Raw genomic sequence first — 17,888 nt, forward strand, 5'->3', positions numbered from 1 at the left:
GATCATATACAGATAAAAAAGATTTCCAGGAGAGTGTGGGACTTCCGCCAGAAAAGGCAGAGGCTTCACACTTTTTTGAATGTATGACGGGATTTTGGGGGAAGTATGCTTCCGGGGTGTTCCAAAGGAGAGGAGATGGTGTATAATAGAAAAAAAGCTGCGTGGTCTCTGGGAACCTTCGGAGTCGGATGGCTGCGCGCAAAAAACAGAGGGATTAACACCAAATGAAGGATTTCTAGCAGATAGAATCATCAGACAGAAAAGAGGAAAGCTATGGGATTTGCACACCTTCACGTCCATACAGAGTACAGCCTGCTGGACGGTTCCAATAAAATCAAAGAGTGTATTGCAAGAGTGAAAGAGCTGGGCATGAACAGCGTGGCCATTACCGACCACGGAGTCATGTTCGGAGTCATTGATTTCTATAAGGCAGCCAAAAAGGAAGGAATTCACCCGGTCCTGGGCTGTGAAGTCTACGTGGCGCCCGGATCCAGATTTGACAAGGAGATCGGCGGAGGAGAAGACCGGTATCACCATCTGGTGCTTCTGGCAGAGACACAGGAGGGCTATCATAACCTGATGAAGATCGTTTCCAGGGGATTTACGGAAGGGTATTACTACAAGCCGAGAGTAGACCTGGAGGTGCTGCAGCGGTTCCATAAAGGGATCATTTCCCTGAGCGCGTGTCTGGCGGGAGAGGTGCAGAAAAACCTTTTGCGGGGGATGTATGAAGAGGCAAAAAAGGCCGCCCTCCATTACCGGGACATTTTTGGGGAGGACAATTTCTTTCTGGAGCTGCAGGATCACGGGCTGCCTCAGCAAAAACAGGTAAATCAGGCGCTTTTGAGATTGTCCCAGGATACAGGGATCCCGCTGGTGGCCACCAACGATGTGCATTATACCTATGCGGAGGATGAAAAACCTCACGATATGCTGCTTTGTATCCAGACAGGGAAAAAGCTGTCTGATGAGAACCGGATGCGGTACGAAGGCGGCCAGTACTACATCAAATCAGAAAAAGATATGCGGGAACTGTTTCCTTATGCACTGGAGGCTATTGAAAATACTCAGAAAATCGCAGATCGGTGTCAGGTGGAGATCCGGTTTGGACAGATGCATCTGCCTAAATATGCGGTGCCGGATCAGGAAGAGGCAGCCCCCTACCTTCGAAGGCTGTGCCGGGAAGGGCTGAAAAGGAGATATCCATCAACCCGGGAAGAACAGTGGAACATGCTGGAAGAGAGACTTCTGTTCGAGCTGTCTACCATCGAGTCCATGGGATATGTGGATTATTTCCTGATCGTGTGGGATTTTATTAAATATGCAAGGGATCATCAAATCATGGTGGGACCGGGACGAGGCTCGGCGGCGGGAAGTCTGGTATCCTACTGTCTTGGGATCACCAGTATTGACCCGGTCAGGTATCAGCTACTGTTTGAGCGGTTCCTGAACCCGGAACGAGTGTCTATGCCGGATATTGATATTGACTTCTGCTTTGAAAGACGGCAGGAGGTTATTGACTATGTCGTGGAGAAATACGGAGTAGACCGGGTAGTGCAGATCGCTACTTTCGGAACCATGGCGGCCAGGGGTGTGATCCGGGACGTGGGACGGGTACAGGATCTTCCCTATGCGTTTGTGGATGGGATCGCCAAGATGATCCCCATGGAACTGAACATGACACTGGAGAGGGCGCTGGTAGTCAATCCGGAACTGAAGCAAAGATACGATACGGAAGAGGAAGTCAGGGAGCTGCTGGATATGGCAAGACGTCTGGAAGGACTGCCTCGCCACACATCCATGCATGCAGCCGGCGTGGTGATCAGCCAGGAGCCTATTGAGGAATACGTGCCCCTCTCCCTGGGATCGGACGGTTCTGTTACGACGCAGTTTACGATGACGACCTTGGAAGAGCTGGGGCTTTTGAAAATGGATTTTCTGGGGCTCCGTACCCTGACGGTGATCCAGACCGCCGTCAGACTGGCAGAAAAAAGCAGCGGACACCCGATTTCCCTGGATGAGATGGATTACAATGACAAGGATGTGCTGGCCTCTATCGGAACAGGAAGGACAGACGGGGTGTTCCAACTGGAAAGCGCCGGGATGAAAAGCTTTATGAAGGAACTGCGTCCCGAGAGTCTGGAAGATGTGATCGCAGGGATCTCTCTTTACCGGCCGGGACCGATGGACTTTATCCCGCAATACATCAAAGGGAAAAATAATGCGGGGACCATTACCTATGACTGTCCACAGCTGAAGCCGATCCTGGAAGGGACGTATGGATGCATCGTTTACCAGGAGCAGGTTATGCAGATCGTAAGAGATCTGGCGGGCTACAGCCTGGGGCGGAGCGATTTGCTGCGCCGTGCCATGTCCAAGAAAAAAGGGGACGTGATGCAAAAGGAGAGACAGAACTTTGTCTATGGGAATAAGGAGGAAGGGATTCCGGGCTGTATCGCCAATGGGATCCCGGAGCAGGTGGCGAACAAGATCTACGATGAAATGATCGACTTTGCCAAATATGCGTTCAACAAATCCCATGCGGCAGCCTATGCCGTAGTGTCCTATCAGACGGCGTGGCTGAAATATTATTACCCGGTGGAATTTATGGCGGCTCTTATGACGTCGGTGATCGACAACCCCAAGAAGGTATCGGAATATGTCTACACCTGCCGGCAGATGAATATTGAGCTTCTGCCGCCGGACATCAACCGGAGCCAGAGAGACTTTTCGGTAGAGGAAGGAAAGATCCGCTATGCCCTGACGGCGATCAAGAGTGTGGGAAGGCCGGTGATTGAGGCCATCATCCGGGAGAGAAACCAGGGAGGAAGGTTTGATAGCCTGAAAAATTTTGCACAGCGTCTTTCCGGAAAAGAGATCAACAAACGCACCATAGAAGGCTTTATCAAAGCGGGAGCCTTTGACGGCCTGGGAGGAACCAGAAAGCAGTTTATGATGATCTACATCCAGGTGCTGGATCAGGTGGCGCAGGAGAAAAAATCCTCCATGTCCGGACAGATGTCCCTGTTTGATATTCTTCCGGAAGAACAGAAAAGTGAGTTTGAGGTGGGGCTTCCCGATGTGGGAGAATACAAGAAAGAGAACAGGCTGTCCTTTGAAAAAGAAGTGCTGGGCATTTATCTAAGCGGGCATCCCATGGAGGACTACGAAGGGATCTGGCGAAAGGGGATTTCCAGGACGACACTGGATTTTCAGCTGGATGAAGAGACCGGTTCTACGAAGGTGCAGGACGGCGCCCTGGAGCAGGTGGGAGGAATCATTACAGCCAAGACCATAAAGTACACAAAAACGAATAAAGTTATGGCATTTCTTACCCTGGAGGATCTTCTGGGGACGATGGAGATCGTGGTTTTTCCCAGAGATTATGAAAAAAACCACCGGTATATGGAAGAAGAGAGCAAGGTATTCATAAAGGGAAGGGTGTCTCAGGAGGATGGAGCGGACAGTAAGCTGATCTGCCAGACCATCGTTCCCATTGAAGGAGGCAGGAAGGAGCTGTGGCTCCAGTTCCCGGATATAGAGACCTACGGAAGGGAGGAGCGGCAGCTTTACACCCTTTTGGAAGGAGCGGAGGGAACGACAGAGGTTGTGATCTACTGTAGAAAAGAGAAGGCGGTAAAGCGCCTGCCCAGACACCGGCAGGTGCTGGCAGATGAGGTGCTGTTAAGCAGATTGACAAATTATTTGGGAGAATCTTGTGTAAAAGTGATAGAAAAGCCCATTGAAAAGCCGACTTAATTCTTGTACAATGTAGCAAGTGAAGAGAATGAAATGTTTTGGAAGGAAATGGGAGGAAAGATACATGGCAGAGAAAATCATCAGAACGATCGGAGTCCTGACCAGCGGAGGAGATGCACCCGGAATGAATGCGGCGATTCGTGCGGTAGTCCGCACCGCGCTGGGTAAGGGAGTAAAAGTCAGAGGGATCCGCAGGGGTTACCAGGGGCTTCTGAATGAAGAGATCATAGATCTGACTGCCAGAGATGTGTCAGATACCATCCAGAGAGGCGGAACCATCCTGCAGACGGCGCGGTGTGAGGAGATGCGGACCGAGGAGGGGCAGCAGAAGGCGGCGGCCATCTGTAAGAAGTACGGCATTGACGGGCTGGTGGTCATAGGAGGAGACGGTTCTTTTGCGGGAGCACAGAAGCTGGCTAATCTGGGGATCAACACCATCGGTCTTCCGGGAACCATTGATCTGGATATTGCATGTACAGAATATACCATAGGATTCGATACGGCTGTGAATACGGCGATGGAGGCCATTGACAAGGTGCGCGATACCTCCACGTCCCATGAGAGATGCTCTATCATCGAGGTAATGGGAAGAGATGCCGGATATCTGGCACTTTGGTGCGGGATCGCCAACGGAGCAGAACGTATTTTGATGCCGGAGGAGCACGACTACAACGAAGACGCTATTGTGGCAGATATCCAGGAGTGCCGCAAACGCGGGAAAAAGAACTACATCATCATCAATGCGGAGGGGGTAGGAGATTCCATCAACATGGCCAAGAGGATCGAGGAGGCCACCGGCATGGAAACGAGAGCCACCATACTGGGACACATGCAGCGAGGTGGAAGTCCCACCTGTAAAGACAGGGTATATGCCTCTGTCATGGGAGCCATGGCAGTGGATCTCTTGATGGAAGGAAAGTCTAACCGGGTAGTAGGATACCGGGAGGGACGGTATGTGGATTTTGATATTGACGAAGCTCTGGGAATGAATAAAGGAATCCCGGATTATCAGTATGAGATCGCAAAAGAGCTGGCTTTGTAGAAGAGCTCTTGTGTAAACAAAACAAAAAACAGATCCCTGTCGGACAGAAGGGCAGAAGGATCCAGGTAGAAAAACGGCGAAAAGAAAGACTGGCAGAGTCTCATTTTCGCTGTTTTGTCACGGAGGGAATAAAAATGGAAAGGGCACAGTCAGACAACAGGCCCATTGGTATTTTTGATTCGGGAGTGGGCGGCCTGACGGTAGCAAGAGAGATCATGCGTCAGCTGCCGCAGGAGCAACTGGTCTATTTTGGGGATACCGCAAGACTCCCCTATGGAAACAAATCGCAGGATAATATTATCCGATTTTCCAGACAGATCATCCGGTTTTTAAAAACACAAAATGTAAAGGCGATTGTGATCGCATGCAACACAGCCAGCGCACTGGCGCTGCCTACCGTGGCGGGAGAGGAAAAGATCCCGGTGCTGGGAGTGATCGCAGCCGGAGCAAGGGCAGCCATACGTGAGACCAGGAATCAGAAGATCGGCGTGATCGGAACGGAGGCCACCATTCAGAGCCAAACCTACGGAAAGGCGATCCGGGCACTCTGCCCGCAGGCAGAAGTGACAGGAGTTGCCTGCCCATTGTTTGTTCCTCTGGTGGAAGAAGGATTTGCGGAGCATGCTATTACGGAGGAAGTCATAGACATTTACCTGAACGGGATGCGGCAAAGCCGGATGGACACACTGATCCTGGGTTGTACCCATTATCCTCTTCTGCGGAAAAAGATCGCGGAATATTTTGGGGAGGGCGTACACATTGTCAATCCTGCCTATGAGGCGGCAATGGATCTGAAAGCAGTGCTGGAAAAGGAAGGACTGTGCAGCCGGTTGGGACAGAAAAAGGCAGAGGATCTGTTTTATGTCAGTGATGCGGCAGAAAAGTTTACGAAGCTGGCAAGTTTTATTTTGCCTTACGATGTAGAAAAGACGAAAGAGATTCGGATCGAGGAGTATTAGATGACAAAAGATGTATTGTTGTCCATCAGTGGAATGCACTATGACGTGGACGGAATTGAGAAAGGGACGGAGGAAGCGCCCATTGAGCTGATCACTCCCGCCTCTTATTATCTGAAAAACGGAAAGCACTATGTGAAATACGAAGAACCGGTGGAGGGGATCCCCGGGGTGATCAAAAATACGGTGAAGGTTTCGGAAGATAAGGTGGAAATGATCAAGAGCGGCCTGTCCAACACCCATATGATCTTTGAAAAAGGCAAGATCCATATGACAGATTATGAAACGCCATATGGGAATCTGCTGGTGGGAGTTCACACGAGAGTCCTGGATGTGCAGGAGGAAGAAAAGACCATTGGCATCAGGGTCAATTATGAGCTGGATGTCAACGGAGATAAGCTGGCAGACTGCAATATCCGGATGGAGATCCGGGCAAGGGGATAGGAACAAAGCAGAAAACAGAAAAAAGATATGATTCTTAGCTGAAGGCCTCAGCCAGGAAATCATATCTTTTTTTATGAAACGACATTGGCCTGAAAAGCGATGAATTTAAAACTGTCTTAAAACTATGCGGTGCTGTATTTAGTGAGCTCTCTTGGTTTTAAGACAGTTTTTGATTAAAAGATAGGTTCTGAACGATTAAAATGGGAATCCACAGTATTTGTATCAGGATTTACGATCAATATTTCTTTCCCGAGAGAAGCTGCCTTTTGAATAGAATGTTCAGGAGCCTTGTTATCCGTAATGATAATATCCAATTCTTCTAATCGCACAGAATTGCAGAGGGAATTTACTTCCCACTTGGAGTGATCCAACAATAATATACGCTTGTCTGCAATGGAAGCCAAAGACTTTTTTGTGGCGGTCAAAGGCTGGGAATGTTCGAAGGCTCCTCCGGGAATACGGAAAGACCGGCAAGACAAAAAGGCTATATCTGCTTTGTATTGCTTCATATTTTCTGGCTCAGAAATAAGTATGGAGCGATTACTGTGATGCAGGAGACCGGCGGGAAGGAGAATCTGTATGGAATGATGATTGGACAAGGTCATCGCAGCTGTGAGACTTGGAGTGATGATAGACAGTGGCAAGTCGGTGGGTAACAGCTGAACTAACTGCTGAATTGTGGTGCCGGAATCCAGACAGATATTTGTGTTTGGCTGGATGTATTTTAAAGCTATTTGCGCGATGGCTTGCTTTTCCTTGGCGTTCTCTTGGATTTGGACATAATAGTCCGTGGGTTGGGCTGTATGAAGAAGTGTCGCATATCCCCGTTCCCGTTTGACAAAATTCATAAGTTGCAGTTCATCTAGATTTCTGCGGACAGTCATTTCCGTGCAATTGAGTTTTTGAGCCAGTTCTCGAATGGAAATAACATTTTGAGTTTCCATGATTTCGATAATTTCAGAGTGCCGTTTTTTTCTCATAGTGTATCCTCGATTATTTCTATGTGTATGATCATTTTGGAAAGTTTGCAAAACAATCTATATTCCTATGTTAGATATATGTGTTTTTGCGAACGAAATAAATCCAAAATAACACAATCTAAAATTGAAGAAGATTGCATTTATAGAAATTATAAAGGAAATTTCTAAACAATACAAGTGCTTTAAAAACTGAAATAATGTTCTAATTAGAACATTAATAAAACAAAAACAGAACATTATATCTTGACAACGGTGAAAATGTTGTGTATTATTACTTTAAAAGAATGAAAAAGAACAAAATTAGAAGCAAAACACATAAAAACGTAGGAGTTAAAACAAAATGAAAACATTTTATGTTTTAGGCATTGATCAAAGTACTCAGGGAACCAAAGCAGTCATTTTTGATGCAAAAGGATATCTGCTGAAGCGAGTTGATGTACCGCATCGACAGCGGATCAGTGAGCAGGGATGGATTTCTCATAGTCCGTCAGAAATTTATGAGAATGTATTAAAGGCTTGCAAGGAAGTCGTTTCTAACTCCGGGGTTGACCCATCAGCCATACGTTGCATGGGGATTACAAACCAGAGAGAAACAACAGTGGTTTGGGATAAAGTCAGTGGAAAGGAACTTGCAGATGCAGTTGTCTGGCAGTGCAATCGGGCAAAGGATATTTGCCGGGATATTCTTGAAAAATATCAGTGTGGTCAGATCGTTTACAAAAAAACGGGTCTGAAACTTTCTCCGTATTACCCTGCTGCAAAGATGGCATGGCTGATTGAAAATATCCCGAAAGTAAAAGAAAAAATGGAAGAAGGAAAAGTTGCATTTGGGACGATTGACAGTTGGCTTTTGTTTAAACTGACAGAGGGAAGAGTGCATCGGACAGAATATTCTAATGCTAGCAGAACACAGCTCCTTAATTTGGAAACGTTGGAATGGGACAAAGAAATCTGTAGATATTTTGGGATTAACGAAAATTCGCTTCCTGAAATTGTGGCCTCTGATCATTTGTTTGGAAAAACTACGTTAGGAGGATTTTTGGAACATCCTATTCCCATTTGTGGAATGATCGGGGATTCGCATGGCGCTTTATTTGGCCATGACTGTCGACAGCCGGGAAAAATAAAGGCAACTTATGGAACGGGTGCTTCTGTTATGTTGAATACGGGAACCGAGAGAATTTTTAGCAAGCATGGATTATCTACATCAATCGGATGGAAAGTGGACGGAAAGATAACATATGTACTGGAAGGAAATATTAATTACGCAGGAGCGGTGATTTCCTGGTTGAAAGAGGATCTGGGGATGATAAGGCAGGCCAAAGAGACAGAACAATTCGCATTGCAGGCAGATCAGGAGGATGAAACTTATATCGTACCGGCTTTTTCAGGTTTGGGAGCCCCATGGTGGAATAGTGATGCAAAAGCTATGATCGTTGGCATGAGTCGAAAAACCGGGAAAAAGGAATTGATTAAAGCAGCGTGTGATTGTATTGCACATCAGATTCAAGATGTTATTGACGCCATGGAAGGAGATACAGGATTGAAGATAAAGGAATTGTGTGTAGACGGAGGGCCAACGCGGAATCAGTATTTGATGCAATTTCAAAGCGATATGGCAGAAGCGCGGATAAGGATACCTCAAATGGAGGAAGTTTCAGTTGCAGGAGCCTGTTACCTGGCTGCCATGTCGGCAGGTGTTTACGAGAGACAGACAGCATATCAGGCAATGCATTATGAATGCTATACGGCTAAGATGCAAAGAGAAACCAAAATGAAAAAAAGACAGGGATGGAAACAAGCGATTCAGATGTTGTGCAAATAGTGGAGGAAAAGATGGGATTGACAGATCAACACAAAAAAGAATTGTTGCTGCAGGCCTCTGCAGTCAGAGAAAAAACGGTCGAACTGATATATAAGGGAAACGGGGGGCATATAGGAGGAGATCTTTCAGAGGTGGATATATTGGTAGCCACATTTGACTATATGAAGCATGATCCGAAGAATCCTGAATGGGAAGGCAGAGATTATTTTATTCTCAGTAAGGGACATTCAGCAGAAGCGTATTATCTCGTATTACATCAGCATGGATACATTGAAAATAAAGATCTGGAAGCATTTGGAAGTTTTGGTGCAAAACTGGGAGGGCATCCCTGTAAAAAAATCAGAGGAGTAGAAGCAAATACAGGATCCTTGGGTCACGGCTTAGGATTGGCGGCAGGAATGGCTTTGGCACTAAAAAGAGACGGAAAAGAAAATCGGGTATTTGTTTTGACTGGAGACGGAGAACTGGCGGAAGGAAGTAACTGGGAAGCAGCTATGTCAGCGGGGAAATTCCAGTTGGAGAATCTTACATGGATTATTGATAGAAATCATCTTCAGATCAGCGGGGATACAGAGGAAGTTATGCCGTTAGAAAAATTAAAAGAAAAAACGGAGGCATTTGGATTTTACACAATGGAAATAAATGGCCATGATATGGACGCAATTATGGCAGGCTTGGAAACAAAAAAAGAGAAGCCGATTTGCATTATAGCGAACACAATAAAAGGAAAGGGAATGCCGTGTGCTGAAAATCAGGCTTCCTGGCATCACAAAACACCTTCCAAAGAGCAGGTAGAGGAGATGAAACAGGAAATGGAACGATACAGAAAGGAGCTGTCATAGTGAAAAGTGAGACGTGCAGAGAGGCTTTTTCTGAAAAAATTCTCGAAGAAGCAAAAAAAGATAAAAGTGTAATTGTGGTATGTACAGATTCCAGAGGATCTGCGTCGCTAGGAAAGTATCCACAAGAACTTCCAAATCAGTTTGTAGAATTGGGAATTGCAGAGCAGAATGCGGTAACAGTGTCAGCAGGAATGGCAAGTATAGGAAAAAAGGTATTTACGGTAGGGCCTGCCAGCTTTTACAGCACCCGTGCTGCCGAGCAAGTAAAGGTAGATGTGGCATATTCTCGCAACAATGTAAAAATTGTGGGGATCAGTGGAGGGATCAGTTATGGAGCACTGGGAGCGACCCATCATTCTTTACAGGACATTGCACTTATGCGGGCAATTCCGGGACTGATCGTGGAGATACCGTCAGATGCAGTACAAATGAGGAAGATAGTGGATGTGATGGTAGAAACGGAAGAGCCGGCATATATCAGAATTGGGCGCGGGGCAGTGCCTGTACTCTACGAAGAAGATGTACAAATTATGGTTGGAAAATCAATTTGTTGGGGAGACGGTACAGATGCGGCTGTGATTGCCTGTGGGCAGATGGTATGGCGGGCATTGGAAGCGGCAGAACTCCTGAAGAGGGAAGGGATTTCAGTGAGAGTATACGATATGCATACGATCAAGCCAATGGATAAAGAGGCAGTTCTGGAAGCGGCAGAAGAATGTGGGTGTATTTTGACGGTAGAGGAGCATAGTCTTCATGGTGGCATGGGAGGTGCTGTAGCAGAAATTATCTGCAGGAATTGTCCGATTCCCCTTGAGATATTGGCTGTGCCTGATGAGGACATTCCTAATGGAACAGATGAGGAAGTTTTTCGCTATTACCACATGGATCCAGAAGGAATTGCAGATGGCATAAGGGAATTGCACAAAAGGAAAAATCAAAAATATATCTTACAAGAAGGAGGACGGAATGAAAGGAAAGATGAAAGCTTGTGTACTAACAGGTAAGCGGAAGCTGGAATGGACAGAAAGAGAGATTCCGCAGCCTGGGAAGGGAGAAATTCAAATCCAATTGAAGCATGTAGGAATTTGTGGATCGGATTTGCATTTTTATCAAGAAGGGAGGCTGGCAAACTGGGAACTAAAGGAGCCGTTGATTTTGGGCCATGAGCCGGGAGGAGTGGTATCGGCAATTGGAGAGGGAGTCGAAGGATTCGACATTGGAGACAAAGTTGCAATTGAACCGGCGGTACCCTGTGGAAAATGTGAAAACTGCAGGAAAGGGCATTACAATTTGTGTAAGAATATTAAAATGCTGGCAATTCCAAAGGAAAGAGACGGGGTTTTTTCAGAGTACTGTATTCACGATGCGACTATGTGTTACAAATTGCCGGAGAAGGTAGGGACGATGGAAGGAGGCTTGATAGAGCCGTTGTGCGTAGGTCTACATGGAGCAGAAATATCCAATGCAAAAATAGGAGAGACAGCGATTATCCTAGGAAGTGGATGCATTGGCCTGTGTGTGTTGATGAGCTTAAAAGCAAGAGGAGTGGAAGAAATCTATGTAGCAGATGTTCTGGATAAAAGGCTGGAAAGGGCGAAAGAACTTGGGGCAACAAGGGTATTTAACAGTACCAGAGAAAGCATAGAGGAGTTTGCAAAAAAACTACCGGGCGGAGGTGCTGACCAGGTATATGAATGTGCCGGGAACCGAATTACAACCCTCCAAACATGCCGACTGATTCGGCGAGCAGGAAAGGTCACTTTAGTAGGAGTATCTCCGGAACCGGTTTTGGAGCTGGATATTGCAACGCTGAATGCGATGGAAGGAACTATATATACTATGTATCGTTACCGTAACTTGTATCCCCAGGCGATTAAGGCTGTGGAATCCGGGGCAATTCCACTGAAGAAAATCGTATCTCATGTATTCGAGTTTCAGAATTGTGTAGATGCACTGGAAGAAAGTTTGAACAATAAGGAAGAAATTATCAAAGGCGTTATTGAATTTTAAAGCGACAGGAGGAGAAGATTATGAAGAAGAAAAGAATTGTATCATCATTGACGGCTGTATTGCTTGTAATTTGTATGCTGGCAGGCTGTGGAAGCGCAGATAGTGACAGTTCGACGAAGTCGGGAAAAGAAAAAAAGGCAGCACAGGCAGGAGAAAGCGCGACAGGTAAAACGGATTTAGCAGATGCGTCTTTTGACACAAGTTATCAACCTAAGAAAGATAGTTATAAAATTTATTGTACATATAAAAATATTCATAGTTGGTATGATGCGATCAAATGTGGAATTGATGCAGCAGTAGCAGACATGGAAAAGAAAGGAGTTACCATTGATTATGAATGGTACGGACCGGCAGAGCCGGATGCAGTGGATCAAGTTAACTCTATAGAAACAGCAACAGGACAAGGATGGGATTTGATTGCGGTGGATGTGAATCAACCAGAAACAACAGCCGCAGCTATTAATGCAACAGTAGCGGCAGGGGTTCCTGTAGCAACATTTGCCAGTTCGGACATAAAGGACTGTGATAGAAGCTTTTTTGTGGGAAATACGAATAATTATGGAGATGGCTGCACTTTGGCAAAAGAAGTGTGTGAAAAAATGGGTGGAAAGGGACAGATTGCCATTCTCGCAGGAACCATGGGGGCAGCTTCTCACGAAGAAAGATTAAAGGGCTTTAAGGATACGATCGCGAAATATCCTGATATCGAAATTGTAGATGAACAAAGAGATAACGATGCGGTGGAAAAAGCGATTAGCATTACAGAATCCTGGCTTCAGGCATATCCGGATCTGGGAGGAATTCTTTGTAATAATATGTCTAATCCGGTAGGAGCGTGTCAGGCGGTCAGCGATGCTGGAAAATCCGGGGAAATAGTGATCGGCGGCATGGATCATGATTTGAGAACTTTAGAATATCTGAAGGATGGCACACTTTATGTAGCGCAGGTTCAGAATTGTTATGATATGGGATATAAATTAATTTACAATGCAGTGAAAACAATTGACGGAGAATCTATCGAAGAAGTAACAAATGTAGGATCAACATCTGTACATGCAAAAGAGGCAGACAAATATATCAAAATGTTATATGGAGAGGATGCAGATGCAAAAAAATAACAGTCCTTATATTGTGGAAATGAAAAATATCACAAAGACATTTCCGGGGACAAAAGCACTTGATAAGGTGTCGTTAAGACTGAGAAAAGGTGAAATACATGCATTAGTAGGAGAAAATGGCGCGGGAAAGAGCACGCTGATGAATGTGTTGACAGGACAGTTTTTCTGTGACAGTGGAGACCTTTACGTGGAAGGAGAACCAGTAAGGTTCTCCTCTCCGAAGGAAGCTATGAAGAAAAGTATCATCTTAGTTCCGCAGGAACTAAATCTTGTCATGGAAGCCAGTGTTGCAGAAAATATATTCCTTGGGAATGAAAAAGTATCAGGAATATGGATAGACTGGAAAAAAGTGCAGAAGGAAGCAAAAAAACTTTTAGAACTTTTGTCAGTAGAGATAGATGTGACCCGCCCGGTGAAGGAATTGTCTGCGGCGTATCAGCAGTTGGTGTCTATTGCCAGGGCTCTGGCTTATCGCCCCAAAGTATTGATTCTGGATGAACCGACTGCGGTGCTCACAAATAAAGAAGCAACCAGTCTGTTTGTGTGTATGCAGGAACTGAAAAAGAAAGAAACAGCTATGGTATTTATCTCTCATCATCTGGATGAGGTTATGGAACAGTGTGACCGTATCACGATTATGAAGGATGGATGCTTGGTTAAAGAGGTTTCTGTGGAAGAGATTACGAAGGATCAGATGATCAATTTGATGGCAGGGAAAAAGGTGGAAAAATCTCAAAGGATCCAGAGAGAAGTTTCCGATGAAATATTTATGAAAGTACATAATCTGAGTCGAAAAGGAGAATTTGATAAGATCAGCTTTCATGTGAATAAGGGGGAAATCCTATGTGTGTCAGGATTGGTAGGAGCAGGCCGTACAGAAATATTCAAGTGCATATTTGGGATTACGGAAAAAGAGCCCGGAGGAAAAATATATATAGAAGGGCAGGAGGCAGAGATTAAATCACCGATAGAAGCCATAGCTTATGGAATGGGATATGTATCGGAAGAAAGAAGGCATGATGGAATAGTACCGGATTTATCAGTGATGGAAAATCTGGTGTTACCCTCTTTGGGAAATATGAAGAAGGCAGGGCTACTGGATTGGAAGAAGGCAGCTGACGTGACGGATAGATATGTTCAGTCGTTTCAGATAAAAACGGCTTCCAGAGAAACACGTATTAAAAATTTGTCAGGAGGAAATCAGCAGAAGGTCATTGTGGCCAGGTGGATGGCAAAAGGAATCAAAATGCTGATTCTTGACGAACCAACACGGGGAATTGACGTAAATGCAAAGGGAGAAATTCATCAATTAATCCGTGATTTGGCAGATAATGGTGTTGCTGTGATTGTAATATCTTCGGAAATGGAAGAGGTTCTTGCATTGGCAGACAGGATCATGGTAGTGCATAAAGGAATGATCAGTGGCTACCTTGAAGATGTGGATATAGCTACACAGGAAGATGTATTGAAAGTCGCATTTCAATAGGAGGACAGAGATAAATGGACAAACTAATCAAATTTTTCAAATCCACAGCAGGGATGGTTCTGGTTGTAACAATATTGGTTGGAAGTGCCGTACATATGGCAACAGGGAATTTTTTCACAGCATATAATACAAGTACGTTAACGAGAGCGGCGGCATTCGTAATTCTTGTGGGATTTGGTCAGACACTGGTTCTCTTAACAGGAGGAATTGATCTGTCAGTGGCCACAATAGGGTCAGTTTGTGGACTACTCAGTGCGATTTTTATGGTAAAATACGGGATCAATCCATATATTGCTATGATTGTAGCCAGTGCAGTGGGCATTGTTCTTGGAGGGATTAACGGGTTTTTTATCGCCTATTTTAAAATGACTCCATTTATTGTAACATTGGCGACTATGCAGATTTATCAAGGAATCGTATACATTATCACAAAAGGTATGCCTATCACTGGTATGCCAAAAGCAGCAGAAAGACTTGCAAATGGAGTGGTGGGAGGTGTTCTTCCTAATATTGTGATTATTATGGTAATTGTATGCATAATATTGACGGTGCTACTGAAGAAAACGAAGACAGGACGTTATATTTACGCACTGGGAGGAAATAGGAACTGTGCAAAAATAGTAGGAATATCGACGGAAAGAGTAGAGGTGCTTGTATATTGTTTAAGTGGCTTTCTTTCTGCGATGGCAGGGGTTCTCATGGCATGCAGACTTGCATCTTTCCAAGCAAGTATTGGTGAAAGCTGGCAGATGGGGTCTATCACAGCCGCTGTTTTAGGTGGTACTTCCATGGCTGGGGGGATTGGAAGTGTCGTAGGAACCATCATTGGAGGTCTTCTAAGTAGTGTCATTAGCACATGTATTACTCTGCTTCGGATTTCATCTTACTGGGAAACGGTGGTAACAGGTGCAGTTGTGTTGATTGCCGTGTTTGTAGATGCGGTGAAAGATAATTCCGTAATCAGAGAAAAAATAAGGCATGCGCTACATAGAAAATAAGAGTAGTTGAACTGCAGACATCAAACGATAGGAAAGGTTGGGAGAACTGGGGATGCAGGAGACAGACACTTGAAAAATATTTGGAAAACAGAATTTAAATGCCAAGCAAGACGGTCGGGTTCCCGATCGCCTTGTTACAGTCACTTTGTCGAATAAAAAAGAGAGCAGAGAAACTACAGGAGGAATCCAAAGACAGAGCACTACGCAGCAAGAGAGGGGAAGTTCCCGGACAGACATTGACAACTATCCCGAAAATCTGTTACAAAGAAACACACAGGAGGGGGAGTGGCAGTGTTTGAAGATGCTATTTTTTCCCAGTTATGCTGCGTTTACCTTTCCTTTTGTAATCAGCGCCATTGCAGCAAAGCAGACAATGGTGTGTGTGGCAAACCTGGGGCATCCTCTGCCGGTTCTTCGATTTGTGGTACTGGCAGAAACGGCAATAGCCGTGTGCCTGGTAGTGTACACCTACATACGGTTTGTGGGATTTCTGTTTGGGAAAGGGGAAAAATAGTCCTCGGAAACAGGGGCTTTCAGGGAAAGTCCTGTGAAGATGTGGGAGTCCCAACACGTTTTGTCCCATAAGTCAAGACGTGGTAAAAAATATTACAGATGAAGTCATGGAAGGAAGGAGTCCACTTCTACGCTGTTTTGCGAAAAGTGGACTTCTTCCTTCTTTTTTATTTCGCGAAAAATGACGTCCTGTCTGTCGTTACCAAGGAGAAAATCAGGAGGTCCCTGCTTCCCGGAGAAGGATTTCCGCTACTTTTTCTACGGTATGTTCCACAAAAGCGGTACACTGTGCTTTTCGCTCAGGGGACTGCTTTTCCATGCCTCTGGTCAGAATCCGGCAGCAGGTGCCGCCGCAGCTGTTCCGAAAGGAGTCATGCAGTTCCTGGGTCAGTCGAAAGCAGGTCTGGACCTTGGAATCGCCCGGCACGGTGCGGCCAAACACGTAGCCGATACACATGGTGCCGCCGGCAAGAGCGCCGCAGATACAACCGCCGCCCCCAAGTCCCCAGGGGAAGCCGGAGCTCATGGCAATGGCGTCATCAGACATTTCTAAGGCAAAGTGCTTTCGGATAGCAAAGATCACAGATTCAGAACAGGCAAAACCACTGTGAAAGGCTTGTGAAGCATCTTTTTTGAGTTCCGGGAGATGGATTTCTGTATTCATAAAGCTCCTCCTTTTTACATAGAGTCTACGCTAAGACCACCTTATCGAAACCGTCTGGATTTGTCAATGTGATTTGGCAGTTATGACAGTAATCGCAGGTTAAGAAGCAAGAGTCAGACCTGTAAAACCTGACTGAAGTATGGTACGACAAATAAAGGCATTGGAGGAATTGGTATTCACAAGTTGGAGCATTCATTGGGAGAGCAAGATGATAAGAGCAAGAATTTATTGTTCAATTATATCGTAAAGAAAGCAAATACCATTGTATGTACATTAATTAAAGAGCGGAATTTTGAGAAGAAGCGGATAAAATAAATGCTGTCTACATTTAAAGATATTTTTAAAGAAAATAAAAAAATGGTTGTTAGATAGCGCTAACTGATATATAATATCGTTAGTGTCATACCGACGATACCGTCGATATAGAAGAGGAGGGAATAGATATGTGTGCTGTTAAAAGATTGAGTGAAGTAGAAAGAAAAAAAGAAATTATGAATTCAGCTGCAAAAGTAATTGTCGCAAAAGGGTTTGAAAAGACAACTATGGAAGAAATTATTGCGGGAACAACTCTATCTAAGGGTGGTGTCTATCACTATTATGGAAGTGTTATCGAAATCTTTAAAGATATCATGATTCATGGAATTGAATATAGGAATGAAGTTATAAAAAAACATTTGGGTGGGTCTGAGAAGATTGTGACAAAGGAGTTTATGGCCAAAGAACTTGTAACAAAGATGCTTGACGATAATCCATACATGCCACTTTACATTGAGTTTCTAATTGCTAAAAAAAGAAATCCAGAGTTGAACAATCTCATGACAGAGCTACAAGAACAGACAAAAAAAAGATTTAAAATTGTTATGAGTGAAGTTCCAAGATGGATATCTGATTCTAATATTTTTCAATTTGTTACCGACTTTATCAATGCAATGATCCTTGCATCAGATGTTTTGGAGGCTAGAGAAAATTTCACTAAAAATAGACAGATTTTAGAACAAATGATTATTTGTATATTTGAAAATGGAGCGCAATAAAAATGAAGGTGTATAAAAAATTATGTTCCTATGTTCGGATGAAATGCTAAGAGAGTGTTTATCAAATTACTTATAATATTTTTGTGAATGGGATTATGGAAGGTTGTGAAATCTTAGATGAAGCAAGGAATAGCTTTATAAGTGATAGAGAGTTCTTTGTAGAAACTATAAAGCTGTCTATTGATAGCTGTAATAAATATAAAATAAATTTTTTGAT

15 protein-coding genes are annotated in these 17,888 nt (G+C 44.6%); 13 read left to right on the top strand and 2 right to left on the bottom strand.

The features are described 5' to 3' along the window. Positions 1-273 precede the first annotated feature (273 nt). From SOW26_RS05475 to SOW26_RS05490, 4 genes are all read left to right on the top strand, one after another. Complete coding sequence (locus SOW26_RS05475) at positions 274-3,759, top strand: DNA polymerase III subunit alpha (protein ID WP_320652028.1); 3,486 nt, start codon at positions 274-276, stop codon at positions 3,757-3,759. Positions 3,760-3,823: 64 nt separating this feature from the next. After that, positions 3,824-4,801: a 6-phosphofructokinase gene (pfkA, locus tag SOW26_RS05480; protein WP_154477652.1), complete on the top strand. Its 978-nt coding sequence runs from the start codon at positions 3,824-3,826 to the stop codon at positions 4,799-4,801. Positions 4,802-4,935: 134 nt separating this feature from the next. Further along, positions 4,936-5,760, top strand: coding sequence for a glutamate racemase (gene murI, locus SOW26_RS05485; RefSeq protein ID WP_154477654.1), 825 nt, complete (start codon positions 4,936-4,938; stop codon positions 5,758-5,760). Beyond that, positions 5,761-6,201, top strand: coding sequence for a YwiB family protein (locus SOW26_RS05490; protein ID WP_320652029.1), 441 nt, complete (start codon positions 5,761-5,763; stop codon positions 6,199-6,201). 173 nt (positions 6,202-6,374) lie between these two features. On the opposite strand, the gene SOW26_RS05495 is transcribed toward SOW26_RS05490, so the two are convergent. Next, positions 6,375-7,181, bottom strand: a complete 807-nt coding sequence (locus tag SOW26_RS05495) for a DeoR/GlpR family DNA-binding transcription regulator (RefSeq protein ID WP_320652030.1) — start codon at positions 7,179-7,181, stop codon at positions 6,375-6,377. Positions 7,182-7,521: 340 nt separating this feature from the next. Between SOW26_RS05495 and SOW26_RS05500 the strand changes: the two genes are divergently transcribed. The 8 genes from SOW26_RS05500 to SOW26_RS05535 all read left to right on the top strand — a co-directional run bounded on the left by SOW26_RS05500 (position 7,522) and on the right by SOW26_RS05535 (position 15,974). Next, positions 7,522-9,006 carry an FGGY-family carbohydrate kinase gene (locus SOW26_RS05500; RefSeq protein WP_320652031.1) on the top strand — a complete coding sequence of 495 codons (1,485 nt, stop codon included), beginning with the start codon at positions 7,522-7,524 and terminating at the stop codon, positions 9,004-9,006. Between the two features lie 11 nt (positions 9,007-9,017). Further along, a complete protein-coding gene (locus SOW26_RS05505) occupies positions 9,018-9,848 on the top strand; it encodes a transketolase (protein WP_320652032.1) in 831 nt (276 codons plus the stop codon). After that, positions 9,848-10,852, top strand: coding sequence for a transketolase family protein (locus SOW26_RS05510; protein ID WP_320652033.1), 1,005 nt, complete (start codon positions 9,848-9,850; stop codon positions 10,850-10,852). Before SOW26_RS05505 ends, SOW26_RS05510 begins: the two co-directional genes overlap by 1 nt. Continuing rightward, the gene (locus SOW26_RS05515) at positions 10,815-11,858 is read left to right on the top strand and encodes an NAD(P)-dependent alcohol dehydrogenase (protein WP_320652034.1); all 1,044 of its coding nucleotides are present in this window, start codon (positions 10,815-10,817) and stop codon (positions 11,856-11,858) included. The genes SOW26_RS05510 and SOW26_RS05515 overlap by 38 nt, the downstream gene beginning before the upstream one ends. 20 nt (positions 11,859-11,878) lie before the next feature. Continuing rightward, complete coding sequence (locus SOW26_RS05520; RefSeq protein ID WP_320652035.1) at positions 11,879-12,976, top strand: substrate-binding domain-containing protein; 1,098 nt, start codon at positions 11,879-11,881, stop codon at positions 12,974-12,976. Then, positions 12,963-14,462: a sugar ABC transporter ATP-binding protein gene (locus SOW26_RS05525; RefSeq protein WP_320652036.1), complete on the top strand. Its 1,500-nt coding sequence runs from the start codon at positions 12,963-12,965 to the stop codon at positions 14,460-14,462. The genes SOW26_RS05520 and SOW26_RS05525 overlap by 14 nt, the downstream gene beginning before the upstream one ends. A 14-nt stretch (positions 14,463-14,476) precedes the next feature. Next, on the top strand, positions 14,477-15,460 hold the full coding sequence (locus tag SOW26_RS05530; RefSeq protein WP_320652037.1) for an ABC transporter permease: 984 nt from the start codon (positions 14,477-14,479) through the stop codon (positions 15,458-15,460). A 295-nt stretch (positions 15,461-15,755) separates the two neighbouring features. Then, complete coding sequence (locus tag SOW26_RS05535) at positions 15,756-15,974, top strand: TDT family transporter (protein ID WP_320652038.1); 219 nt, start codon at positions 15,756-15,758, stop codon at positions 15,972-15,974. A 213-nt stretch (positions 15,975-16,187) separates the two neighbouring features. On the opposite strand, the gene SOW26_RS05540 is transcribed toward SOW26_RS05535, so the two are convergent. Then, positions 16,188-16,637, bottom strand: a complete 450-nt coding sequence (locus tag SOW26_RS05540; protein WP_276959617.1) for a C-GCAxxG-C-C family (seleno)protein — start codon at positions 16,635-16,637, stop codon at positions 16,188-16,190. 443 nt (positions 16,638-17,080) lie between these two features. Here SOW26_RS05540 and SOW26_RS05545 point away from each other — a divergent pair, with 443 nt between their 5' ends. Then, the gene (locus tag SOW26_RS05545) at positions 17,081-17,671 is read left to right on the top strand and encodes a TetR/AcrR family transcriptional regulator (protein WP_276959619.1); all 591 of its coding nucleotides are present in this window, start codon (positions 17,081-17,083) and stop codon (positions 17,669-17,671) included. The last annotated feature ends 217 nt before the right edge of the window (positions 17,672-17,888 follow it).

This window comes from Suipraeoptans intestinalis (assembly GCF_034091795.1).
Classification (GTDB): Bacteria; Bacillota; Clostridia; order Lachnospirales; family Lachnospiraceae; genus Suipraeoptans; species Suipraeoptans intestinalis.